17 protein-coding genes and 2 pseudogenes are annotated in these 22,231 nt (G+C 66.8%); 11 read left to right on the top strand and 8 right to left on the bottom strand.

Annotated elements, in window-relative coordinates:
• The first annotated feature begins 39 nt into the window (after positions 1 to 39).
• Entirely contained in the window at positions 40 to 645 is a 606-nt protein-coding gene (locus tag ACLLJJ_RS11910; protein ID WP_434589785.1) for an SACE_7040 family transcriptional regulator, read from the top strand.
• 13 nt (positions 646 to 658) lie between these two features.
• Here the strand turns inward: ACLLJJ_RS11910 and ACLLJJ_RS11905 are convergent.
• A pseudogene (locus ACLLJJ_RS11905) lies at positions 659 to 1,456 on the bottom strand (hypothetical protein); the annotation flags it as partial.
• Between the two features lie 44 nt (positions 1,457 to 1,500).
• On the opposite strand from ACLLJJ_RS11905, the gene ACLLJJ_RS11900 reads away from it, so the two are divergent.
• Positions 1,501 to 2,661: an IS4 family transposase gene (locus ACLLJJ_RS11900; protein WP_185297178.1), complete on the top strand. Its 1,161-nt coding sequence runs from the start codon at positions 1,501 to 1,503 to the stop codon at positions 2,659 to 2,661.
• A 459-nt stretch (positions 2,662 to 3,120) separates the two neighbouring features.
• On the opposite strand, the gene ACLLJJ_RS11895 is transcribed toward ACLLJJ_RS11900, so the two are convergent.
• A complete protein-coding gene (locus ACLLJJ_RS11895; RefSeq protein WP_434589783.1) occupies positions 3,121 to 3,774 on the bottom strand; it encodes a hypothetical protein in 654 nt (217 codons plus the stop codon).
• 352 nt (positions 3,775 to 4,126) lie between these two features.
• Here ACLLJJ_RS11895 and ACLLJJ_RS11890 point away from each other — a divergent pair, with 352 nt between their 5' ends.
• Together ACLLJJ_RS11890 and ACLLJJ_RS11885 are read left to right on the top strand one after the other, a co-directional pair.
• Complete coding sequence (locus ACLLJJ_RS11890) at positions 4,127 to 8,797, top strand: DUF6531 domain-containing protein (RefSeq protein WP_434589780.1); 4,671 nt, start codon at positions 4,127 to 4,129, stop codon at positions 8,795 to 8,797.
• A 27-nt stretch (positions 8,798 to 8,824) separates the two neighbouring features.
• The gene (locus ACLLJJ_RS11885; RefSeq protein ID WP_434589777.1) at positions 8,825 to 9,370 is read left to right on the top strand and encodes an SMI1/KNR4 family protein; all 546 of its coding nucleotides are present in this window, start codon (positions 8,825 to 8,827) and stop codon (positions 9,368 to 9,370) included.
• 200 nt (positions 9,371 to 9,570) lie between these two features.
• On the opposite strand, the pseudogene ACLLJJ_RS11880 reads toward ACLLJJ_RS11885, so the two are convergent.
• Positions 9,571 to 9,989, bottom strand: a pseudogene (locus tag ACLLJJ_RS11880) (Scr1 family TA system antitoxin-like transcriptional regulator).
• 334 nt (positions 9,990 to 10,323) lie between these two features.
• Between ACLLJJ_RS11880 and ACLLJJ_RS11875 the strand changes: the two are divergent.
• Positions 10,324 to 11,103: a phosphatase gene (locus ACLLJJ_RS11875; protein WP_434589774.1), complete on the top strand. Its 780-nt coding sequence runs from the start codon at positions 10,324 to 10,326 to the stop codon at positions 11,101 to 11,103.
• Here ACLLJJ_RS11875 and ACLLJJ_RS11870 read toward each other — a convergent pair.
• The 3 genes from ACLLJJ_RS11870 to ACLLJJ_RS11860 all read right to left on the bottom strand — a co-directional run bounded on the left by ACLLJJ_RS11870 (position 11,073) and on the right by ACLLJJ_RS11860 (position 14,197).
• Complete coding sequence (locus tag ACLLJJ_RS11870) at positions 11,073 to 12,050, bottom strand: cation diffusion facilitator family transporter (protein ID WP_434589772.1); 978 nt, start codon at positions 12,048 to 12,050, stop codon at positions 11,073 to 11,075. The genes ACLLJJ_RS11875 and ACLLJJ_RS11870 overlap by 31 nt on opposite strands.
• Positions 12,051 to 12,111: 61 nt before the next feature.
• On the bottom strand, positions 12,112 to 12,993 hold the full coding sequence (locus tag ACLLJJ_RS11865; protein WP_434589770.1) for an acyl-CoA thioesterase: 882 nt from the start codon (positions 12,991 to 12,993) through the stop codon (positions 12,112 to 12,114).
• A 46-nt stretch (positions 12,994 to 13,039) separates the two neighbouring features.
• The gene (locus ACLLJJ_RS11860; protein ID WP_434589767.1) at positions 13,040 to 14,197 is read right to left on the bottom strand and encodes an acyl-CoA dehydrogenase family protein; all 1,158 of its coding nucleotides are present in this window, start codon (positions 14,195 to 14,197) and stop codon (positions 13,040 to 13,042) included.
• 179 nt (positions 14,198 to 14,376) lie between these two features.
• Between ACLLJJ_RS11860 and ACLLJJ_RS11855 the strand changes: the two genes are divergently transcribed.
• The 4 genes from ACLLJJ_RS11855 to ACLLJJ_RS11840 all read left to right on the top strand — a co-directional run bounded on the left by ACLLJJ_RS11855 (position 14,377) and on the right by ACLLJJ_RS11840 (position 20,223).
• Positions 14,377 to 15,675 carry an AAA family ATPase gene (locus ACLLJJ_RS11855; RefSeq protein ID WP_434589765.1) on the top strand — a complete coding sequence of 433 codons (1,299 nt, stop codon included), beginning with the start codon at positions 14,377 to 14,379 and terminating at the stop codon, positions 15,673 to 15,675.
• Positions 15,676 to 15,679: 4 nt separating this feature from the next.
• Entirely contained in the window at positions 15,680 to 16,342 is a 663-nt protein-coding gene (locus ACLLJJ_RS11850) for an RloB family protein (RefSeq protein WP_434589762.1), read from the top strand.
• 91 nt (positions 16,343 to 16,433) lie between these two features.
• On the top strand, positions 16,434 to 19,037 hold the full coding sequence (locus ACLLJJ_RS11845) for an N-6 DNA methylase (RefSeq protein ID WP_434589760.1): 2,604 nt from the start codon (positions 16,434 to 16,436) through the stop codon (positions 19,035 to 19,037).
• Complete coding sequence (locus ACLLJJ_RS11840) at positions 19,027 to 20,223, top strand: restriction endonuclease subunit S (protein WP_434589758.1); 1,197 nt, start codon at positions 19,027 to 19,029, stop codon at positions 20,221 to 20,223. The genes ACLLJJ_RS11845 and ACLLJJ_RS11840 overlap by 11 nt, the downstream gene beginning before the upstream one ends.
• A gap of 71 nt (positions 20,224 to 20,294) precedes the next feature.
• Here the strand turns inward: ACLLJJ_RS11840 and ACLLJJ_RS11835 are convergent, their stop codons facing one another.
• Together ACLLJJ_RS11835 and ACLLJJ_RS11830 are read right to left on the bottom strand one after the other, a co-directional pair.
• Positions 20,295 to 20,516: a DUF397 domain-containing protein gene (locus ACLLJJ_RS11835; protein ID WP_434589755.1), complete on the bottom strand. Its 222-nt coding sequence runs from the start codon at positions 20,514 to 20,516 to the stop codon at positions 20,295 to 20,297.
• Positions 20,509 to 21,303, bottom strand: coding sequence for a helix-turn-helix domain-containing protein (locus tag ACLLJJ_RS11830; RefSeq protein WP_434589752.1), 795 nt, complete (start codon positions 21,301 to 21,303; stop codon positions 20,509 to 20,511). The genes ACLLJJ_RS11835 and ACLLJJ_RS11830 overlap by 8 nt, the downstream gene beginning before the upstream one ends.
• Before the next feature lie 154 nt (positions 21,304 to 21,457).
• On the opposite strand from ACLLJJ_RS11830, the gene ACLLJJ_RS11825 reads away from it, so the two are divergent.
• Both ACLLJJ_RS11825 and ACLLJJ_RS11820 read left to right on the top strand, forming a co-directional pair.
• Positions 21,458 to 21,778 (top strand): hypothetical protein, encoded by a 321-nt coding sequence (locus ACLLJJ_RS11825; RefSeq protein ID WP_434589750.1) that lies wholly within the window; start codon positions 21,458 to 21,460, stop codon positions 21,776 to 21,778.
• Positions 21,778 to 22,155: a hypothetical protein gene (locus tag ACLLJJ_RS11820; RefSeq protein WP_434600382.1), complete on the top strand. Its 378-nt coding sequence runs from the start codon at positions 21,778 to 21,780 to the stop codon at positions 22,153 to 22,155. Before ACLLJJ_RS11825 ends, ACLLJJ_RS11820 begins: the two co-directional genes overlap by 1 nt.
• The last annotated feature ends 76 nt before the right edge of the window (positions 22,156 to 22,231 follow it).

Here is a 22,231-nt window from a genome sequence, read left to right as displayed (position 1 = left end):
AGGTTAACGACCGCTAACCACTCGGTCTAGAATGACCCCATGAGTACCAATGCCGCCGCCCGCGTCGCGGCCCCGACCCGCCGCGAGCAGATCCTCAGGGAGGCCGCCCGCCTCTTCGCCGAGCGCGGCTTCCACGGGGTGGGCGTCGACGAGATAGGCGCCGCGGTCGGCATCAGCGGCCCCGGCCTCTACCGCCACTTCGCGGGCAAGGACGCGATGCTCGCCGAACTGCTCGTCGGCATCAGCGAGCGGCTGCTCGACGGCGGCAAACTGCGCGTCGCGGCGGCGGCCGAGGGCCCCGAAGCCGTCCTGGCCTCGCTCATCGACGGCCACATCGACTTCGCCCTTGACGACCGCCCGCTGATCACCCTGCACGACCGCGAGTTGGACCGCCTGCGCGAGAGCGACCGCAAGCGGGTACGGCAGCTGCAGCGCCAGTACGTCGAGCTGTGGGTCACCGTCGTACGGGAGCTGAACCCGGCCACACCGGAGACCGAGGCCCGCTCGGCGGTGCACGCGGTGTTCGGCCTGCTCAACTCGACCCCGCACCTGGGCTCGTACGGCAACGGCCTGCCGGGCCGCGCCACGATGGAAGCGCTGCTGCGCCGCCTGGCCCACGGGGCGTTCACAGCGGTGGGCGCGTAGCTTCGCGTGCGGCTCAGCGGTTGATGGCCTGGATCTCCTGGACGTTGATGTCCTGGGTGGTGCCGAAGGTGCCGTCGGGGAGAGTCTGCGGCTGGGTGACGCCGGTGCCGGTCCAGGTGACCTTCCAGGTGATGGTCGCCTGGAGCTTGTACGGGCCGTCGCCGGAGGCGCGCAGGTAGGTGACTCCGCAGGGCGGAGTCTCGTTCGCAGAGCCCTTGGCGTACGGGGCGCCGATGGAGTCGTCGTCGTTGAGCAGGCACTCGCCGGAGGCGGGGTGAAGCATTGCGTCCTTGGTGCCGGGCTCGATCCGCAGGGAATACGGGGTGGCCGTTGCAGTGGCCTGGAGATTCAGCGCCTCGACAGAGGCGGTGGCGGAGACGGGCTTGAACTCCGCCTTGTCCAGCCAGGCCCAGGTGGGCAGGTTGACCTTGGTGTTGGCTGCCGGCGCAAGTTCGATCTCGGTGCCGGGAACGCGGACTGCGGCATGGGCGAGGTGGGAGAGCACCTCCGTGGTGATGACCTCCGGAATGCCGGGAGGCGCCGGTTCGCCGATGTCTACCCAGAACGGTCGCTCGTTGCAGGCGAGCGCGCCGGGTTCACCAATGCGGTTCCTGTTGACGTACGAACTCCACCAGTAGCCCTTGCCGGTCTTTTCGGCGTTGAAGTCCTTATAGGGCTCGCCGTCCACATACTCCTTACGCTGGGTAGCCTCCCACTCGTAACCAGTGGATTCGGCGCCCCAAACCGACTCGCGTTCCTTCTTGAACTGCGCCGGTGTGTACTTGGGGGCGTACCAGCACGCGGGGGGCGTCCCAATGGTCCTGAGTTAGCTGCCCGGGGTGCGATGATCTTGGGGTGGAGCGGATTGAGGGTGTGGCCGCGGGGCGGCTGACGGATGACGTGTCGATCGGGTTGCTGGCGGCGGTGTTCCCGGAGGAGGCCGTGCGGGCGGCGATCGATGAGGCGGGGGCGCGTGAGGAGCGAACGCGGTCGTTGCCGGCGAAGTTGATGATGTATTTGTCGCTGGCGTTGTGGTTGGAGCCGGGCAAGGGGTACGTGCGCACCCTGCGGGGCCTGCTGGAGGGGCTGCGGTGGTCGCGGGGCGGCTGGGGCGAATACCGGGTGCCCAGTGACGGGGCGATCTCGCTGGCCCGTTACCGGTTGGGTGAGGCGCCGTTGCGGAACCTGTTCGACGAGGTCGCAGCCCCGGTGGCCGATGAGCGCACCCCGGAGGCGTTCTGGCGGGGGCTGCGGTTGATGGCGGTGGACGGCACGGTCTTCGATGTGCCCTCGGGGAAGCGGAACGAGGCGGCGTTCGCGGTTCCGGCCGGTGGAAGCCGGCCGCAGGTCCGCCTGGTGGCGCTGGCCGAGTGCGGCACGCTGGCCCTGACCGGGGCGGCCTTCGACTCCATCGCGGTCGGTGAACGCACCCTGTTCACCCGCCTGTTGGACCGGTTGGCGCCCGGCATGCTGCTGCTGGCCGACCGCGGCTTCCCCTCGTTCGGCCTGTACCGGGCTGCCGCCGCGACGGGCGCACAACTGCTGTGGCGCGTCTCGGCTTCCTTCACCCTGCCCGTCAAGAAACGGCTGGCCGACGGCACGTACCTGTCCGAACTGCGCGGCGAGCGGAAGTCGCAGCGGGTCACGGTACGAGTCATCGAGTACTCCGTCGCCGACGACGGCGGAATCAGCGAGGTCTTCTGCCTCATCACCACCCTGCTGGACCCTGAGCACGCGCCCGCTTTGGAGCTGGCCCGCAACTACGCCGAACGCTGGTCGGTGGAAGTGCTCTTCAAACTGCTCAAGGTCGACCTGCGGCAAAGTGGCGGCATCCTGCGCTCGGGCAAACCCGAGGGAGTACGACAAGAACTGTGGGCGCTACTCTGCGTCTACCAGGCCCTGCGCACCCTGATCGCCAGGGCCGCCGTGATCGCGGGCATCGACCCCGCCCGCATCAGCTTTCCGCCCGTCCTGGACGCCGTCAAAAGCTCCCTCAGGACGGCTTTTTCCCCCTGACCAGCTCGCGAAGGCCCTGCACTTCCTCATAGCCGACCTCCCCGGCATGCACATCCGAGACCGCCCCACCCGCACCACGCCCCGCACCACGAAACGCCCCCATCTCAGCTACCAAACCCGCAGCTCAACCGACCCCGGAACCCGCCGCGTCACCCGCACCATCGTGCTCCACACACTGACACCCGACCCGATCTAACTCATGGCCATTGGGGGGCGTCCAGTCGCCGGCTGCTATCAGCGGGGAGCCGCCGGCCTTCTTGCTGTTTGTGCCGGGATCCGGGTCGTAGGTGACGCCGTCGACGGAGGAGGAAACAGTGTCTCCACTGACGGCACCTGAGACATTCGGCTTGCTGGGTTTCTGGCTGCCCGCTCCGAAGTCTTCATCGGCCCAAGCGGTTGCGGTGCTGAGCAAAAGGCAACCGACAGCTGTAGTCGAAATTACCACCCCGCGAACGCGGCTCAAGGCTGGCACTTGGCGCTCCCCCTGTCTGAAATCATGTCCTCAGTAACCCAGATGCCCTGCTTGTTCTCGCGCAAGATCGTGTTGTAGAGCAGATAGCTGTTCTTGGTTACGGGGGTCTTGTCGATCTTCCCCGTCTTGATGAACTTGTTGTACGCCCTCCCTTGATCCTCGCAGTAGATGAGAGAAGCTGTGCCGTCCTTGTTCACCGTCACGGTCTCGTTGTAGAAACGGTAGGTGCCTGTAGTGCGCGCCTTGTTGTCGACGAACCGCTGGACGAACTTCGCGGTTGCCGCGGACATTTCCCCGCTGGAGTAGAAGGGGAACGCCTTGTGCGAAGGGTCTTGTTCTGCGATGGCCATGTCCGTGGCCTTGATGAACTGTTCACCGTCACTGAGGACGGCGTCCTTGTCCTTGTCTCCGGTCTTGGACCACTCGAAGACGTACCTGATGTCAGCGGGAAGTTCGATCTTGGGGCGGCCGGGGGTGTCCGACGGCGACGCGCTCGGCGACGCCGACTTCTTGTCGCCCTGTTCCGCGCCCGCGATCTTGTCGTCGGCTTTGGGCTTCTCGTCGCCGCTGCCACAGGCCGTCAGCAAGAGGGCTGCGGTTGCGGCGAACGCGGCAGCAACGGGCAAGGTACGGCGCTTCACGGGCGACTCCGGGTTGAGACAACGGATCAGTCAAGGGAAACGACGTTATCCATGGGGTCCGTGGTTTCGCCAGAGCGAACTGACTTGTCTCGCGGATCGATGCGGGTGAAACCGGACAGAGCGCGTGTGCCCCGGACACTTGGGTGCTCATGAGGGCATGGTGTGGAGATTTTGTGTCTGATCGCTCGCATTGGCTACCGGTTCGGATAGGCGGTTTCGTGCGTCGCCCTATCGACGCGGCGGCTTGATCTCCCGCTCTGCGCGGTTGGGCCCCTTCGCGCCGCGAACCCGGACCTAGTAACTTCGCTCGTACGTACGGTTACTGATGGTGCAGGCGTGACGGGGGCGTGTGATGGCGGCGAATCGGCCGGGCGATTGGCATGTGTTGGACCTGGAGAAGGATCCGACGCCGGGTGATCCGCAGCGGGTGAAGGCGTTGTCGCGTGAGTTGCAGGATTTTGCCGATGACGTCTCGGATGCTTTGCGGCTGGTCAAGGGGATGGCCAGTGAGGAGGCGGTCCTGAAGTGGGCGGGGAAGTCGGCCAAGGCCTTTCAGGATGAGTTTGAGGATGTTCCGAAGCATCTGAAGAAGTTGGAGAAGTCCTACGGGATGGCCGGGGACGCGTTGGCGACGTACTGGCCGAAGCTGGAGCGCGCCCAGGCGTTGGCGGACAAGGCTCTGGTCAACGGGCGTGAGGCTCAGGCGGACTTGAAGTCGGCGACGTCCCGGCTGACGGACGCCGACTCCTGGGTGGGGCGAGCCACCAAGGAGTCCGACGACTTTCAGAAGGACAAGGAGAAGAAGGACGCGCCGGCGCCGGATGAGGACAAGGTACGGGCGGCGACGCGTAACGCGCAGTCGGCGAAGTCCGCGCAGGGGTCGGCGAAGTCGGATGTGTCGTCGGCGAACAGTGCGCTGGACGCGGCGAAGAAGATGGCCGCCGACGCACGCAAGATGCGTGAGGACGCGGCCCGGGAGGCGAAGGGCAAGCTCGACGAGGCGTCGGATGCGGGGATTCAGAACCGGAAGTGGTGGGAGGAGGTCGGGGACTGGGTCACCGACAACTGGGACACCATCGTCGCGGTCTGCAAGGTCGTCGTCGCGGTCCTGGGCATCGTCGCGATGATCATCGGTGGGCCCATTGCGCTGATCGTGCTGGCCGCCGCGCTGATCGTCCTGGCGGACACCCTCAACAAGTACGCCAAGGGTGAGGCGTCGTTGTGGGATGTGGCGTTTGCCGCGCTGGACTGCATCCCGGGGATGAAGGGCCTGACCACCCTCGGCGGACTCGCCAAGGGTCTCAAGGGCGGCCTCGCGGTCGCCCGCGGCGGCATGAAAGCGATGGGCAAGTCCGTACTCGGGCTGGCCAAGTCTGCGCGCGGGGCCATCGCCGACGGGGCGAAGGGCACGTACAACCGCCTCAAGACCAAGATCAAGGGCTGCGGAGACCCCGTTGACGCGGCAACGGGACAGATGTTCCTCGCACAGACCGATGCCACTCTGCCCGGGACCCTCCCCCTGAGCTTCACCCGCCGGGCTTCCTCCGGCTACCGCACCGGTTTTTGGTTCGGCCCAAGTTGGTCATCGACCATCGACCAGCACCTGGAAATCGACGAACACGGCGTCATCTTCGTCACCGAAGACGGCATGCTGCTCGCGTATCCGCACCCCGAGTCGCCCGATGCCCGAGTCCTCCCCGAGTCCGGGCCCCGCTGGATACTGTCCCGCCTGGACCACGGTGGATACCTGATCGACGACCCCCTCACCGGACACAGCCGCCGGTTCGCTCCGCCCGCCAACGGACTGGCCCTCCTTGAGCGAATATCCGACCGCAACCACAACACCATCGACTTCGACTACGACTCCGAGGGCACCCCGCTAGGGATCCGCCACAGCGGTGGATACCACCTCAAGATCACCGTTGACGACGGCCGACTGACCCGGCTCGATCTCGCGGGGGGCTCTGGTAACGGCTCCGACGTCACCATCAAGCAGTACGGCTACACCGACGGTAACCTCACCGCGATCACCAACTCATCAGGCCTGCCACTGCAGTTGACCTATGATGAAGACCAGCACATCACGTCCTGGCTGGACACCAATCACAGTCGCTACGACTACAGCTATGACGACCAGGATCGCTGCATCGCCCAAGGCGGTGAGGCCGGGCATGTGGCCAACACCTTCACCTACGACAACACCCATCCGGCTTGGCCCGACTGCCATATCACCGAGGTCACCACCGCCGCAGGCGCTACTTCTCGTTACGTCGTCAACGATGTCTGTCTGGTCATTGCTGAGATCGACCCGGTGGGCGACACCGTCATCACGGAATACGACGCTCACCAGCACGTGGTGGCCTCAACGGACCAGCTCGGGCACACGACGAGGCTTGAGAACAGCGATCTGGGAATGCCGCTGAAGGTGGTGCGGCCGGATGGCGGCACCACCCGCTTCACCTACAACGACCTCAACCTCGCCACGACGGTGGAGCTACCCGACGGCACTTCGTGGCAGTACGCCTACGACGAGGTGGGCAACTGCACGGCCTTGACCGACCCCAACGGGGAAACGACGCGCTACACCATCGGCGCCCGTGGCGAGGTCCAGGCCGTCATCGACCCGCTCGGTGAGCGTGTGGAGGCCATCTGCGACGATGCCGGACTGCCTGTGGCCGTCACGGTCGCCTCGGGCGCGGTGAGCCACCACGAGTACGACGCCTTCGGGCGCGTGGTGGCGACCGCTCGGCCCGGGGGCGGGATGACCCGTCTGACATGGTCGGTCGAGGGCCAGCTCCTGTCGCAGACCGGCCCCGATGGTGCGACGGAAGCATGGGCATTCGACGGCGAGGGCAACTGCGTCCTCCATACCGATCCGCTCGGCGGGACGCTCCGCTCCGAGTACGGCCATTTTGATCTGCTGACGGCCCAGACAGGCCCGGACGGGACGCGCCACACCTTCGCCTACGACGCCGAACTACGGCTGACGGCGGTCACCAATCCACAGGGCCTGACGTGGGCCTACCGCTATGACCTCACCGGGCAACTCGTCGAGGAGACCGACTTCGACGGCCACAGCAAGACCTACGAGTACGACGCCAACGGTCGGGTCACCCGGAACATCAACTCCGCCGGGCAGATCATCACCTACCGCTATGACTCCATCGGTCAGATGGTCGAGAAGACCATCGACGGCCGGGTCGCCGCCTTCGAGAACGACCTGTGCGGCCGCTTGCTGAGAGCGACCAGCCCGGACTCCTCCCTGGAGTTCCAGTACGACGCCACCGGTCGTGTCATCGCCCAACTGGTCGACGGCCGCACACTCGCCACCTCCTGCGACGCCTCTGGCCGCCGCACCCGCCGGACCACGCCCGTCGGCGTCACGACGGCGTACTCGTACGACAGCGTTGGCAACTATGAAGCCCTCACCGTGGCGGGCCGCGTCTTCTCCCTCCGGCATGACGCGGCGGGCCGCGAGATCCAGCGGAGTCTGGGCGATCGCTTCACCCTCGCGTTCGCCTGGGACGGGCAGGGCCATGTCGCCGGCCAGACCCTCACGGTGGCCGGCCGTACCCGACCGCAGATCCACCGGACGTTCACGCACCGCGAGGACGGCCATCTGACCGCGATCAGCGACCAGGACACCGGCCGGCGCACGTTCACCCTCGACCGGGCCGGGCGCGTCACCACGGTCGATGCGGCGAACTGGACCGAGGCCTACGCGTACGACGACGCGGGCAACCAGACCCACGCGTCATGGCCGGACCGGAATCGGGATCGGCACCCGGGAGATCAGTCCCAAGGACCGCGCACCTACCGGGGCACCCGCCTGACGAGCGCCGGAAACACCCATTTCGAATACGACGCAGCAGGGCGCGCCGTCCTGCGGCGCAAGCGGCGCCTGTCGCGCAAGCCGGACATCTGGCGCTACACGTGGGATGCAGAGTACCGCCTCACCTCCGTCACCACCCCGGACGGCACCCAGTGGCGCTACGTGTACGACCCGCTCGGGCGCCGTATCGCCAAGCAGCGGCTCGGCACCGATGGAAGCGTCGCCGAGGAGACCCGTTTCGTCTGGGACGGCAGCACCCTCGCCGAACAGACAACGCAGGTCGCCGAATCGCCTGAACTGATCACCCTCACCTGGGACCACGACGGGCTCGCGCCGCTCTCCCAGACGGAGACGAAGTCCCTGGCCCAGGCGCCACAACAAGTCATCGACCAGCGGTTCTTCGCCATCGTCACCGACCAGATCGGCACCCCGACCGAACTAGTCGACGAAGACGGCACCATCGCCTGGCGCTCCCGAAGCACCCTCTGGGGCGCCACCGAGTGGAACGGTGACGCCACCGCCTATACCCCCCTGCGCTTTCCGGGCCAGTACTACGACCCGGAAACAGGCCTGCATCACAACTACTTCCGTCACTACGACCCGGAGACGGGCCGCTACCTCACGCTGGACCCGCTGGGAATCGACCCGGCGCCGAACCCCGCGACCTACGTCGACAACCCGCACACCCAGGCGGACCCGCTGGGGCTCTCTCCTTGCGACGAGGCCGACATCACCTGGGGCGGCCGCGTCCAGTACGGCGCTCCCGGCCCGGGCGGACGTGCCACCGGCATGACCGCCCGGATCGAATCCGACATGACGGGAGGGGTAACGAGCCCTCCCAAGATGATCCCCGGCTACCAGAAGTACAAGCAACTCAACAAAACCCACCTGCTGGGTGCCCAGATCGGCGGCTCCAACAAGTCCCTACGCAACTTCGTCACCATGCACCGAAACGCCAATAACCCGGTCATGAAGCATGTCGAAGACCAGATCAGAAAGGCGGTCGACAGGACTGGTGAGACCATCGACTACAAAGTCACGCCCATCTACCGGACCAACGACCCGAGCGATGTCGTCCCCGTCGCGCTCACGCTGGAGGCCAGAGGGGACAAGGGCTTCTCCTTCACTCCCTACGAAGGTGGCGAGAGCGTCAACAGCCTCACCATCCTGAACGTCCCAAAGCCCATCTAACACCCCAGAGAAAGGACGCCCGTCCAGATGCACCCCGACGTTGAACGCCTTACCGTGCTGATTCCTCCCAACGGTCCCCGCCGCTCACGGGACTGGGTCGCCGTGGAGCAGCAGCTCGGCACCGCCTTGCCGCAGGACTACAAGGAACTCGTCGAGACCTACGGGGGCGGGGTCTTTGACGAGACCGTCTGGCTCCTCGATCCCGAATGCCCCGAGCAGGGCTATAACCTCCTCGTCCAGGCCAGGGAATGCGCCGAAATCCTGGCCAAATTGTGGGATGTCGAGCCCAAGCCGCCGCAACTGCTGCAGGGTGACGGGGCTGAGGTGCTGCCCTGGGCCTACATCGAGGGCAGCGGTGCCATGCTGTACTGGCTGCGTCGACCGGGGCAGAAGCCGGAGGAGTGGACCACCCTGTTCAATGAGGGCCGGGGCCCTGAATGGGAGTACCACCCCTACCCCTGCACGCAATTCATCCTCTCCGTTCTCACCGGAGAGGCTGACACGGTTTACTTCGAAGATTTCCCCCCTGATGAGCATGGGTTCGACTCCAACGACGACATTCTCGCGTCGTGAACACCGCTACGACCAGTGCTACGACTGACGCAGGGTCCGGTCGTGCCTAGGTTTTGAGGGAGGGCCCTGGTGCGCCGGATCCAGTCAACGCCCGGTCCCGTTTGATCGCCGTGAGCAATGCGCCGAGTTGCTCGGGGGATGTGGACAGGACCGTCTCCGGTGTGTCGCTCTCTCCCGGAGTCGTATGGCTCCGCCGGGTGTTATGGCGACGTTGACGCAGTTGGCTCCCTCATTGCTGAAGGAGGACTTCTGTCAGGCGTGTTCGGGCACGAGGAGCCCGGTGTCCGCTGGGGGACCGGGCCCTGCGCGTAGCTGATGGGCTGGCCGGATGCCGGGAAGTCGGTTCGTTCGAAGGGGATTACCACCTTCACGTTGCCCTGCTCGTTCATTTCCAGCAGCTGCTGCATTTGGGCGCGGACGATGTCCGGTCCGCCGATCTGCATCCGTGGTGCGGCTTCATGGAGGATCGCTGTGTACGGAGTGGGGCGTCCCCGTCCGGTACTGCTTGTCGCTTGATGCGGAACGAGACCCGGTGCCCGGTCTCGTGGGGCCGCAGTGCCGGGATGTTCTGCTGGAATGAAGCGCGAGCCTGTTCAACCGTCTGTGCCAGTCCGGGCATGGTCATGAGTACGGCCACCCGTAAGGCGGTTGCGTAGTGCTCGAACTCGGCGACCTCCACCAGTGATGCCGGCAGCAGTTCCTCGTACTCGTCCCACCAGCTTCGGGTCCGGCCGCCTGTCATGGACGCCAGTGCCTCCACGAGAGCCCTGTCATCGCATGCGTAGGCGTTGGCCGGGGCGCGTACCCGGTCGGCGCCCGGAGTAGCGCCTGGCTCACCCTCCTCGCGGATGGCGGCGTACGCCTCGTGTGGGCCGTCTCCCAGTGACATTCCCCGCCCGTCCACCTTCCGGGACAGCAGGCACGCTCCGCGTACCGCGCGGCACAATGGGCTCATGCCGATACCCAGCCGAGTCGCCCTTGTCGACCATCTTGTCCGCACCCGTATCGCCGGGGACGTCGCCACTCCACGCGACAACAACCTCTCCCACTACCGCAAGCTCGCCAACGGCGACCGGCACTACTGGCTCGGGCTTGAGCTCGGTGACCGGTGGGTGGACGAGCAGGACGTTCTCGCCGTGATGGCCGAGCGCTGCGGGGTCAGTGACGATCCCGGGCACCGTGCCGGGCAGGACACCATTGATCCCGAGCTGACCGTCGACGGCCTGGAGCGGATGGCGGCGCGGTTGCGCAAGGCCGCGGCGGGCAAGGAGCGGGTGCTGTTCGCGACCGGGCATCCCGGTGGGCTGCTCGATGTGCACCGGCAGACCGCCGAGGCGCTGCGTGCCGCCGGCTGCGAGATCGTGCAGATCCCGGGTGGGCTCACCGCGGACGAGGGCATGGTGTTCCAGTTCGCCAATGTCGCGGTGCTGGAGCGCGGTGCGACGTTGTGGCACACCCATTCGCCGGAGCCGATGCGGGCCATTCTCGACGGGATGGAGCACGAGGGCCGGGCGCTGCCCGACCTCGTTGTCGCCGACCACGGGTGGGCGGGCTGCGCGGGGCAGCGTGGGCTGGATGCCATGGGGTACGCCGATTCCAACGACCCGGCGCTCTTCCTCGCCGAGTCGGAGGGGACACTGCAGGTCACCGTCCCGCTCGACGACCACGTCACCGACCCGCGCTACTACGACCCGATGACGGCCTACCTGCTGGACGCGGCCGGTCTGCTCTGACCGGCGCCCGGCGTCGGGTCCAGATAGACGCGGCGGATCGCGGGGAAGCGTTCGCGCAGCTGCTGCTCCGCCTCCTCGCAGGCCCACTCGATCTGCTCGGCGCTCGACACGTCGCGGAAGTCGATCTTCGCGGCGATCAGTACCTCGTGCGGGCCCTGTACCAGCGTTGTCAGCTCCAGTACGCCGATGATGTGCGGCACGGACAGGAGTTCCGACCGTACGGTCTCGCGCATCTCCCTCGGCAGCGCGCGGCCGATCAGCAACTGGGCGTTGCTGCGGCCCAGGACCCAGGCGACGTACACGAGCAGCAGGCCGATCAGGATCGATGCCAGGCCGTCCCACACGCCCGAACCGGTGAGCTGACCGCCGAGCAGCCCGCCCGCCGCGAGCAGCAGGCCCACCAGCGCCGCCGAGTCCTCCATCACGACGGCCTTGACCGCCGTGTCGGGGGTGAAGCGCAGGTAGCGGCCGACCGGGGCGTTGAAGCGGGCCGCCTCGCCGCGGACCTGCTTGACGCCGGTGCGCAGCGAGTAGCCCTCCAGGAGGAAGGCGACCGCGAGCACGATGTACGAGATGAGCGGGTCGCCCAGCTCCTCGCCGTGGATGAGGGTGTGGACGCCGTCGTAGATGGCGAAGACCGCGCCGCCCACGAAGGTGGCGACGGAGGCGAGCATCGCCCAGATGTAGCGCTCCGGCCCGTACCCGAGCGGATGGTCCTCGTCGGCGGGCTTCTCGCTGCGCTTGAGCGCGGTGAGCAGCATCAGCTCGGTAACGGTGTCGGCCACCGAGTGGGCCGCCTCGGAGAGCATGGCGCTGGAGCCGCTGATGACACCGGCGACCGCCTTCGCGACGGCGATGCCGAGGTTCGCGACCGCCGCGACGATCACGGTGGTGGTGCTTTCACGCTGGGGGTCGGGTGGTGGGCCCTGCTCCGCCGGTTCGGTCATGCCTTGGACCGTATGTCCGATCAGAACCGGACGCGAACGCCCTCCGGGGGCCCGGCGTGGATCAGCGCGGTACGCGGACCACGCCCTCCTGGATGACGGTGACCGCCAGCCGGCCGTCCCGCGTGTAGATCCGGGCCTGGCCCAGGCCCCGGCCGCCCGACGCCGAGGGCGACTCCTGGTCGTACAGCAGCCATTCGTCCGCCCGGAAGGGCCGGTGGAACCACATCGCGTGGTCCAGCGAGGCGCCGACGACGTCACCGGTCGCCCAGCCGCCCCGGCCGTGTGCGAGCAGGACCGAGTCGAGCAGCGTCATGTCGGAGACGTAGGTGGCGAGGCAGACGTGCAGGAGCGGCTCGTCGATGGCGCCGTCGAGCTTGCCGTTCGTACGGAACCACACCTGCGAGCGCGGTTCGCGCGGCTGCCCGACGCTGCCCCACGGCGGTGCGTCGACATAGCGGAGGTCCACGGCCGCGCGGGCCTCGATCAGGCGGTCCACGACCCCCGGGTCACGGAAGGCGTCCGCGTAGCGCGGGAGCATCTCGGCGGCGGTGGGCAGCGTCTCGGGGTCCGGTGCGGGCGGCATGTCCGCCTGGTGCTCCAGGCCCTCCTCGTACGTCTGGAAGGACGCGGAGAGGTGGAAGATCGGCTGCCCGTGCTGGACGGCGACGACGCGGCGCGTGGTGAAGGAGCGGCCGTCCCGGATGCGGTCGACCGTATAGACGATCGGCGCTCCCGGGTCGCCCGCGCGCAGGAAGTACGCGTGCAGGGAGTGCGCCGTGCGGTCCTGGGGGACGGTGCGGCCGGCCGCGACCAGGGCCTGGGCCGCGACCTGGCCGCCGAAGACCCGGGGCACGATGGCCGAGCGGCTCACGCCCCGGAAGATTTCCTCCTCGATCTGCTCCAGGTCGAGCAGATCGAGGAGGGAGTGAAGTGCCGGATTCATGGGGCCAGTTCTACAGGTCGGAAGAAGGTCCGCTGATCAAACAGGGCTACAGGCCCATGTCCTTGGCGATGATCATCTTCATGACCTCGCTGGTGCCGCCGTAGATGCGGTTGACCCGGTTGTCCGCGTACAGGCGGGCGATCGGGTACTCGTTCATGAAGCCGTAGCCGCCGTGCAGCTGGAGGCAGCGGTCGATGACGCGGTGCGCGACCTCGGTGCAGAAGAGCTTGGCGCTCGCGGCCTCGGCCGGGGTCAGCTCACCGGCGTCCAGTGCCTCCAGGGCGCGGTCGGCGACGGCCTCGGCGGCGTCCACCTCGGCCTGGCAGGCGGCCAGTTCGAACTTGGTGTTCTGGAACGTGGCGACCGGCTTGCCGAAGACGGTGCGGTCCCGTACGTACTCCTTGGCGAACCGGATGGCGGCCTTGGCCTGCGCGTACGCGCCGAACGCGATGCCCCAGCGCTCGGAGGCGAGGTTGTGGCCCAGGTAGCCGAAGCCCTTGTTCTCCTCGCCGAGCAGGTCGTTGACCGGGACCTTCACGTCGACGAACGCCAGCTCGGCGGTGTCGGAGGTCTTCAGGCCCAGCTTGTCGAGCTTGCGGCCGACGGAGTAGCCCTCGGACTTGGTGTCCACCGCGAAGAGGGAGATGCCGAAGCGGCGGTCGTCCTCACGAGGGGCGGCGGTGCGGGCGCAGACGACCACGCGGTCGGCGTGCACGCCGCCGGTGATGAAGGTCTTGGCGCCGTTGAGGACGTAGTGCGTGCCGTCCTCGGAGAGCTTCGCGGTGGTCTTCATGCCCGCGACGTCGGAGCCGGTGCCCGGCTCGGTCATGGCGAGCGCCCACATCTCCTCGCCACTGACGAACTTCGGCAGGTAACGCTGCTTCTGCTCGGCGGTGGCGAGCATCTGGATGTACGGGAGGCCCAGGAGGACGTGCACGCCGGAGCCGCCGAAGGCGATGCCCGCGCGGGCCGTCTCCTCGGACAGGACGGCCTCGAACTTGTGCGACTCGATGCCCGCGCCGCCGAACTCCTCCTCGACCCGGATGCCGAAGACGCCCAGCTCGGCGAGCTTGTAGTAGAAGTCGCGCGGCGCCTGCCCGGCGGCCAGCCACTCGTCGTAGACGGGGACGACCTCGGCCTCGATGAAGGCGCGGATGGTCTTCCGGAACGCCTCGTGGTCCTCGTTGAATACGGTGCGGCGCACGGGCGCGGCCTCCCTTGTCGACTGTCCAAAGCTCATCTAAGCGCTTGCTCAGCCTAAGTTACCCGGCGGTCACCAGGGATGTCCAGGGTGAGCTGCCCCACGCGCCGCCGCCACTTGATCCGCTCCAGGGTGAGCTGATGTCGGCCAGGACTATTACTCTGGCCGCGAGAGGGGGCAGCATGCTGCTGAGATTCCGCACCGCGAACGTGCGATCCCTGCGCAATGAGCAGGAGCTGTCCTTTGTCGTGCCGGAAGCGGAGCCGGGGGAGGCGGAGGTTCCGGGCGATACGGCGCGGACGCTGGAGCTCGCGGGCGGCCGCTCCGTCGCAGTCCTGCCGCTGATCGGCATCTTCGGCGCCAACGCCTCGGGCAAGTCGAGTGTGCTGGGTGCCATGACGGACATGCGCACCGCCGTCCTTGATTCCTACGCCCGTTGGGCGTCCCGCGGCAGCATCCCGCGTCGTCCTTTCGCCCTGGATCCCAAGGAGGAGGGCGAGCCCAGTTTCTTCGAGGTGGACCTCGTCATCGACGGAGTGCGCTGGACGTACGGGTTCGAGCTCGGAGCCACTCGGGTGGAATCCGAGTGGCTGCACAGCTACCCACGCGGACACCGTCAGGTCTGGCTCGACCGCGATGCCTCACGAGCCCCGGACGAGGTGTACGACTGGCCCGGAAACCGGGTCAAGGACCGCTCACAGCTGATGCGGCGCACCCGCCCCGACGCGCTGCTCCTCTCCATGGCCGGTACGGACAATCATCCTCAGCTCTCTCCTCTCTTTCACTGGTTCCGCCGCAATCTCTGGCTGATCAACCCGGAGGACGAGCGGACCGAGCGCGAGCGGTACACCGCCGACGTGCTGTCCGGCCCCCGAGCGGACCGGATCAGGGAGCTGCTCACCGTCGCGGACCTGGGCATCACAGGGGCCGAGGTCGAGCGTGAGGCGGGCGGCCGGCTGACTGTCCGTCTCACTCACCGCACGGCCCAGGGTGAGACCGCGCTCGACTGGCGGCAGGAGTCCCTTGGTACGCGCTCCTGGTTCGCCCTCCTCGGGCCTATGCTCCTGGCTCTCGACGAGGGCGCAGTCCTCCTCGTCGACGAGCTCGATGCCAGCCTGCATCCGCGGTTCGCCGCCGAGGTCGTCCGGCTCTTCCAGGACCCGCAGGCCAACCCCGAGGGCGCACAACTGGTTTTCACCTCGCACGATCCCTCGGTTCTCGCCACCCCGAGCGGTGAGCGGCTGCTCGACCCGGAGCAGGTGTGGCTGACCGAGAAGGACGTGGCCGGTGCGACGGAGATCTATCCGTTGACCGCCGCCGACCCGGGAGCGGACGAGGACCTGATGCGGTCCTATCTGGCCGGGGCCTTCGGCGGAGTCCCCTCGCTCCTGGAGGGACAGATCGCCAGGCGCCTTCTGGCCGCGAAGGAACGGGAGCAGGCGACGGGGCGGGACCGTGCGGAGCAGAAGGGGCGAGGCTGAGCAAGTGGCGCGTACGAGGGGCAAGGAGACGCTGGGGGCGTCACCACGCGGTGCGAAGCGAAAGAAAGTCGTCTATGTCTTCACGGAGGGCAAGGAGACCGAGCCCTCGTTCCTCGACATCATCTGGGAGCGGCACTGCGAGTCGGGCGTCGCGCGGAACGTGGACCTGCGGATCTCGAACAGGAAGGCCGCCGGCTCTCACCGCAAACCGCTCACACTCGTGGAAGACGCCACCCGGACGATGAGGGAGAAGACCCGCGAGGCGAAGAAGGCGAAGACACCCCTGCCCGACGTGTGGGTCCTCTTCGACCGCGACCAGCACGAGCACATCCAGAAGGCGATGAGCGAGGCCGAGGCGGCCGGGGTGCGGGTCGCCTTCTCCCACCCGTGCTTCGAGGTGTGGCGCCTGCTCCATCACAAGGACGTCTCCGGCACCTTCGGCGGAGTCTGCGGGATCGCCACACAGCGGCTGCCCTTCGCCCAGACCTCGCTGAACATCAAGCTGGTTCAGCCGGGCGAGATCCCGAAGGACAGTTATACGAAGGCCAGGGACCGCGCGCTGAAGATGAACGCCCAGCACCACGACCATGTGCCGCGCGAGCTCCGCGACCCGTACACCGATGTCCATGAATTCATCGAAACGGGGCTCGGGATCACCACGTACTGATCGGGTCGTATCCGACCGGCACTGCGGATTTCGGTCGGGCCCTGGTCGGCCATAGGGTTCCTACGTCATCACAGTCGTAGGGAGTCGGTACGTGGCCAAGCTCACGCTCGCGCAGTTGGAGCGGCACCTGTTCGCCGCCGCGGACATCCTCCGGGGCACGATGGACGCCTCCGAGTACAAGGACTACATCTTCGGGCTGCTCTTCCTGAAGCGGGCCAATGATGAGTTCGAGGCCGCCCGCGATCACATCAAGGCGCACGCTGCCGAGGAGTTGGGCCTCTCCGGGGAGATGCTGGAGGGCTACCTGGAGCAGGAGTCCGCGTACAGCGACCGCGACGTGCTGTTCGTCCCCAGGGACGCCCGGTGGGAACATGTCGCTTCCGCGACCCACAACATCACCGAGGACCGGCTTCGTCCCGCCCTCCAGAAGCTGGAAGGCCAGAACAGCAAGCTCAAGGGCCTCTTCGATCACCTGGACTTCAACCGGATCGGTGGCTCCGGCGCGGCATCCGGTGCGGCGAAGCTCGCAGACCAGCGGCTGAAGCTGCTCATCGCGCATTTCGGGCGGATCCGGCTGCGTACGGACGACTTCGAGTTCCCCGACCTGATCGGTGCCGCGTACGAGTACCTCATCAAGGAGTTCGCGGACTCTGCGGGCCGCAAGGGCGGCGAGTTCTACACCCCGCGCGCCGTGGTCCGCATGATGGTCGAACTCCTCGGGCCCCGGCAGGGCATGCGCATCTACGACCCGTGTGTCGGCTCGGGCGGCATGCTCATTCACGCCAAGGAGTACGTGGAGGAGCACGGCGGGGACACCTCGGACATGTTCTTCGCGGGCCAGGACGCCAACAGTGGTTCCTGGATCATGTCGACGATGAACATGGTGCTTCACGGGGTGCGCCGCTTCGACCTGAGCACCGGCGACACGCTTGCCGAGCCGGCGCACGTACCGAGGTCCGACGCGGACCGCTTCGACGGGGTGCTCAGCAACCCGCCGTTCTCCATGGACTACGTGTTCAGCGACCTCATGCACAGCGCTCAGCGCACGACCTACGGTGCGACGAGCGAGCGCGGCAAGGCCGACCTGATGTTCCTCCAGCACATGCTCTGGGAGACCAAACGGGAAGGGCGCGGCGGCATGGTCATCACGGTCATGCCGCACGGCGTCCTCTTCCGTGGCGGCGGCGAGCAGGAGATCCGTACGAAGCTCCTGGACGACGACGCGATCGAAGCGGTCATCGGCCTCGCCCCCAACCTCTTCTACGGCACCGGGATTCCCGCCTGCATCCTGCTGCTGCGCCCGCCGGGCAAGAAGGACCCGGCGCGCGCGGGCAAGGTGCTGTTCATCAACGCGGACCGCGCCTACCGCAAGGAGCAGGCGCAGAACGTTCTGCTGCCCGAGCACGCCGAGAAGATCACGACCACCTTCCACGGGTACGTGGAGGTACCTGGATTCTCGCGGGCGGTGAGCCGCGAGGAGCTCGCCGACAACAACGACAATCTCAACATCCGCCGTTACGTGGACAACACACCGCCGCCGGAGCCGCAGGACGTGCGGGCGCACCTGGTGGGCGGGGTGCCGCGCGCGGAGATCGAGGCGAAGAAGGAACTGCTCGACGCGTACGGGGTGGGGCTGCCCGACCTCTTCGCCGAGCGGGAGCCGGGGGACGCCGAGTACGTGGACTTCCTGCCCGAGGGACAGCGGCCGGACGCGGCCCGGCTCGGCGAACTGGCCCGCCCGCGCGAGGACGCGCTGCGGGCGGCGTTCGGGGAGTGGTGGGAGGCGGAGGCCCGGCACGTGGAGGCCGTGGCGGCGACTCCGGAGCGGCTGGCCGAGCTGACGGCCTCAGAGCGCAAGAAGGCGCTGATGGCGGTGCGGGGCTCGCTGATGGAGTCGTTCGTGGAGCGGCTGAGCAGGGTGGGCCTGCTGGACCGGTACGCGCTGGCGGGGGCGGTGGCGGGGTGGTGGTACGAGGCCAAGTACGACTTGCTCGCGCTGTCGGAGAACGGGTTCGCGGGGGTGCTGGATGGCTGGGTCGAGAACGTCGACACGCTGCTGGCGCCCGAACAGGACCCGAGGACAAGGAAGTTGCGGAAGCGGACGGCTGCGGAGCGTCGGCAGGCGTACGACCACAAGGTGGTTGCGGCGATCGTGCCGGACTTCCTGGGGGAGCTGGCGGACGCGGACGCGCGGAAGGTGGAGCTGGACGCGCGGTGGAAGGAACTGAACGCGGAGCCGGAGCCGGACTCTTCGGAGGGCGATGACGGCGAAGGTGACGAGGACGCTGTCACACGGGAGGCCGTGTCGTTGAGCGTCGAGCAGTTGGCGGAGCTGGCACAGGTGAGGAAGGACCGCGCGAAGGTGGGCGCGGAGATCAAGCGGCTTGAGGCGGACTTCTGGTTCGAGTGGAAGCCGGGGAAGCAGCTGGCACTGGGCGAGGAGAAGCCCCGGCTGTTCCGGGCGCGGGAGGCGCTTACGGGGGAGGACGAGCGGCGGGTGGTGCTGGATCTGCTGCGGGCGGATCTCGTGAGCAAGCTGGATGGCCATGTGGTCCGGCGGCGGCGGGAGTTGGCGGACGCGTACGGGGTTTGGGCGGGCAAGTACGCGGTGTCGTTGCGGGAGATCCGGTCGGGGCGGGAGAAGGCGGCGGCGACGTTGGACGGGTTCTTGAAGGAGCTTGGTTATGTGCGCTGACGCTGCGATTCGCTGGATCCCGGTGCATGAGGCCGGTGACGTTCGTATGGGTAAGCAGCTCTCGCCCGCGAGTCGGGAGGCGGCGGGGCAGTTTCCGTATCTACGGGTCGCGAATGTGCATTTGGGGCGCATCGACTACGCCGATGTGAACATGATGGGCTTCAGCAGCCGGGAGCGGGAGGCGTATGGACTCAAGCCTGGCGACATCCTGCTGAACGAGGGGCAGAGCCTGGAACTCGTCGGCCGTAGCGCTATTTACGAGGGCGCTGATGGAGAGTATTGCTTCCAGAACACGCTGGTTCGCTTTCGCCCGAGTGAGCAGGTGCTGTCGGCTTATGCGCAAGTGATCTTCGCGCGTTGGCTCGCGACGGGTGTGTTCGCGGCCATTGCCAAGCAGACGACGAGCATTGCTCACCTCGGAGGTGAGCGGTTCGCCGCAGTTGAGTTCCCTCTTCTCGCGCTCGCCGAGCAGCAGCGGATCGTCGAGGTGATCGACGCTGTGTCCGCGCAAGAGCGCGCGATCGAGTCATCTATTGCGAAGCTCCAGAGCGTGCGGCAGGGGATGTTGGAGGTGTCCTTCTCTGGAGGAGTGTGGCCCAGAGTCCCTCTTGAATCCGTTGCTCATGTGGGTGGAGGTCTTGCTCTAGGTGGCACGACCGCAGGTATGGGTGCTTTGGAAGTCCCCTACCTGAGAGTGGCTAACGTGCAGGATGGACATATCTCCACGCGCGACATGAAAACAGTATGGGTCACGCTTGCAGAATCCGAGAGATTCCTCCTCAAGCGAGGGGATGTCTTGCTTACGGAAGGGGGTGACCTCGACAAGCTCGGGCGAGGGGGTGTTTGGGACGGGCGCATTGACCCCTGTCTTCACCAGAATCATGTCTTCCGCGTGCGATGTGAGACAGGAAAGATCGAGCCAGATTTCCTGGCCCTGTATCTGACTTCTTTGGAGGGGCGTGGATACTTCATGCGGGTTGCGAAACAGACAACGAATCTCGCATCGATTAGCTCATCCCAAGTCAAGTCGATGCCAGTGCCCTGCCCGCTCCTCACGGAGCAGCGTTGGATCATCGAGGCACTTCAATCCTGCGATACGCAAATCGGGCAGGAGCGAGCCGAGTTGTCCAAGCTGCGCAAGCTCAAGCAGGGGGTTGTAGATGACCTCCTGGCAGAGAGGGTCTGAGTAGGCCAAGCAACGGAGGCGGCCCTGGTCACGCGCGAGGGCCGCTCGGCGTGTGGGTTATCGCCGGACGGTCAGGCGTGGAGCTCTCCCCCCTTGATTGCTGCGACGAACGATGACCAGCCAGCCCTCGGGAAGATCACGGCGGGACCGTGCAGGGCCTTGGAATCGCGGACGGGGACGCCTGACAGGTGGCCGTCCAGGACTTCTACGCAGCTGGCGCTGTCGTTGTTGCTATGGGACGACTTGCGCCACCCATTCAAGACGGACGCATCGGGGATGGTGCGCTCAGCCATGGTGTTGGTACTCCCTAACTGTTGCTCTCAAGAAAGTCAGCGACTCTTTCAGCGGCAAAGCGTCACTCAGCGCAAGATCGTAGCGACTCTGCAATACCTCCACCAGGGGAGGGGAGTCGAAGAGTCTCCCTGTAGCGGTTCCCTCGCTGTATGCCGCAGGCGGCTGATCCTCGAACCACATCAGCGTGAGCATGGCCCCCATCAGGTTGTGCACACCTAGTGCGTACGGGAGCACATGTACACGAATGCGCCCGTCTTCCACCAAGCTGATGAGATAGGCGATTTGCTCGGCCATGACTTCCGGCCCGCCTACAGGGCGACGGAGCACCGCTTCGTCAAGCAGCGCCCACACTACGGGGTTCTGTGAGCCGTTGAGGATCTTGCCGCGCTCCAGCCGTGTGACGACGTTCTTGTCACGTTCTGAGGGTGGCGGGGGAGGGAACGCCGCCCCTAGAACCGCACGCGCGTATCGCTCTGTCTGGAGGATGCCCGGTACGAATGTCTGGGCGTACTCCCGGATCATCGTGGCTTGCTGTTCGAGTTGACGGGCCGGTTCAAAGTGCTCGGCCACCGTACGGTCGTCATTCGGCAGGAAGCTACTCAGCACATTCCCCGTGCCCAGCGCCCTGTCCAGCCGTCTCGCGTCCTCCGTGGAGGGAATGCGGCGACCCGCCTCGATGTGCGAGATATGCGACCGCGTCATGATCGACGCGATGGCCAGCTCCTGTTGCGTCAGCCCAGCCGCTTCGCGCTGCGCCTTCAGCCAGTTCCCATAGGTGTTACTCATCGTCAACTCCTGTGCGACAGATGCCGTGTCACCTGCTCCCCCCTGGCGAGCCTAGCCCGCACGATCTCACTCTGTAAGTGGATCGCTACACAGCGATGTCAAGCGCCGGCCGCGCGCAAAGCACCCCCGCGACTGCTGTACACAGTCCGGGGGCATGGCCGCCAAACCCAACGGAGTTGACGACGTGCCGCACTGTATCTCCCGTCTCTTCGAGCCGCTGCTGCGGTTCCTGTGGCCCGCTCAAGGCCGTCACCGGCCAATGGAGGCACGCGCCGCCGCACCGCTCGCTCCCTCCCGGCCTCCCGAGTCGTTGCTCCGAGGCGAGGACAGCCCGCTCGTCCGCCCCTACCTGATCGCCCACGAGCGGCGCGAGGAGGCTCTGCGTCAGCGGGGTCGGCGTCGTGCGCTGTGGCTTGCCGTGCACGGCATCGACATCGGGCCACGCCTGATCCACGGTGTCGAGGTGAGCGCGTGATCAGCCAGCCGGACACTGGACGGCTGCTCCCGTGGGTCGGCCCGGAGGGCAAGCCCTGTTACCTCATTGGTGACGGGACCGGATACGTCTCCCGCGTCGCCGACAGCGTCGAAAGCGTGCAGCTCGGCATGGCCGCCGAATTGCTCGACCACGCCGCCGACATACTGGTCGACCAACGTGTGACAGCTCCGCAGCTCCGCTTCCTGGCGTCCCGCATGGCCGAGGCACTTCACGACGTCAGCCGCGTTGCGGAGAGTCGGGGCGCCCGCCTCGCCGGTTCGGTCGACGACGATGCAGATGACGGTGATGCAGATGACGACGCCGCCGATGCCGACGGCGGTCCGGATGAGGGCGACACCTTGCCGACAATGAGCTGATCCGGGCCGTCCGGCCGGTGGACGTACTGGGGTAAACCCCTCACGTTCACCGGTCAGCCATGCCCGGCTTCAGGGA

The organism is Streptomyces sp. A5-4, assembly GCF_051131715.1.
Classification (GTDB): Bacteria; Actinomycetota; Actinomycetes; order Streptomycetales; family Streptomycetaceae; genus Streptomyces.
The sequence above is the reverse complement of the archived record's forward strand: the minus strand, read 5'-3'. Positions and strand labels throughout refer to the sequence as shown.

Excerpts from the sequence above, each read along its gene's own strand:
- ACLLJJ_RS11910 (WP_434589785.1), top strand. The coding sequence starts at position 40 with ATGAGTACCAATGCCGCCGCCCGCGTCGCGGCCCCGACCCGCCGCGAG.
- ACLLJJ_RS11890 (WP_434589780.1), top strand. The coding sequence starts at position 4,127 with ATGGCGGCGAATCGGCCGGGCGATTGGCATGTGTTGGACCTGGAGAAG.
- ACLLJJ_RS11885 (WP_434589777.1), top strand. The coding sequence starts at position 8,825 with ATGCACCCCGACGTTGAACGCCTTACCGTGCTGATTCCTCCCAACGGT.
- ACLLJJ_RS11875 (WP_434589774.1), top strand. The coding sequence starts at position 10,324 with ATGCCGATACCCAGCCGAGTCGCCCTTGTCGACCATCTTGTCCGCACC.
- ACLLJJ_RS11870 (WP_434589772.1), bottom strand. The coding sequence starts at position 12,050 with ATGACCGAACCGGCGGAGCAGGGCCCACCACCCGACCCCCAGCGTGAA.
- ACLLJJ_RS11865 (WP_434589770.1), bottom strand. The coding sequence starts at position 12,993 with ATGAATCCGGCACTTCACTCCCTCCTCGATCTGCTCGACCTGGAGCAG.
- ACLLJJ_RS11855 (WP_434589765.1), top strand. The coding sequence starts at position 14,377 with ATGCTGCTGAGATTCCGCACCGCGAACGTGCGATCCCTGCGCAATGAG.
- ACLLJJ_RS11840 (WP_434589758.1), top strand. The coding sequence starts at position 19,027 with ATGTGCGCTGACGCTGCGATTCGCTGGATCCCGGTGCATGAGGCCGGT.
- ACLLJJ_RS11835 (WP_434589755.1), bottom strand. The coding sequence starts at position 20,516 with ATGGCTGAGCGCACCATCCCCGATGCGTCCGTCTTGAATGGGTGGCGC.
- ACLLJJ_RS11830 (WP_434589752.1), bottom strand. The coding sequence starts at position 21,303 with ATGAGTAACACCTATGGGAACTGGCTGAAGGCGCAGCGCGAAGCGGCT.
- ACLLJJ_RS11825 (WP_434589750.1), top strand. The coding sequence starts at position 21,458 with ATGGCCGCCAAACCCAACGGAGTTGACGACGTGCCGCACTGTATCTCC.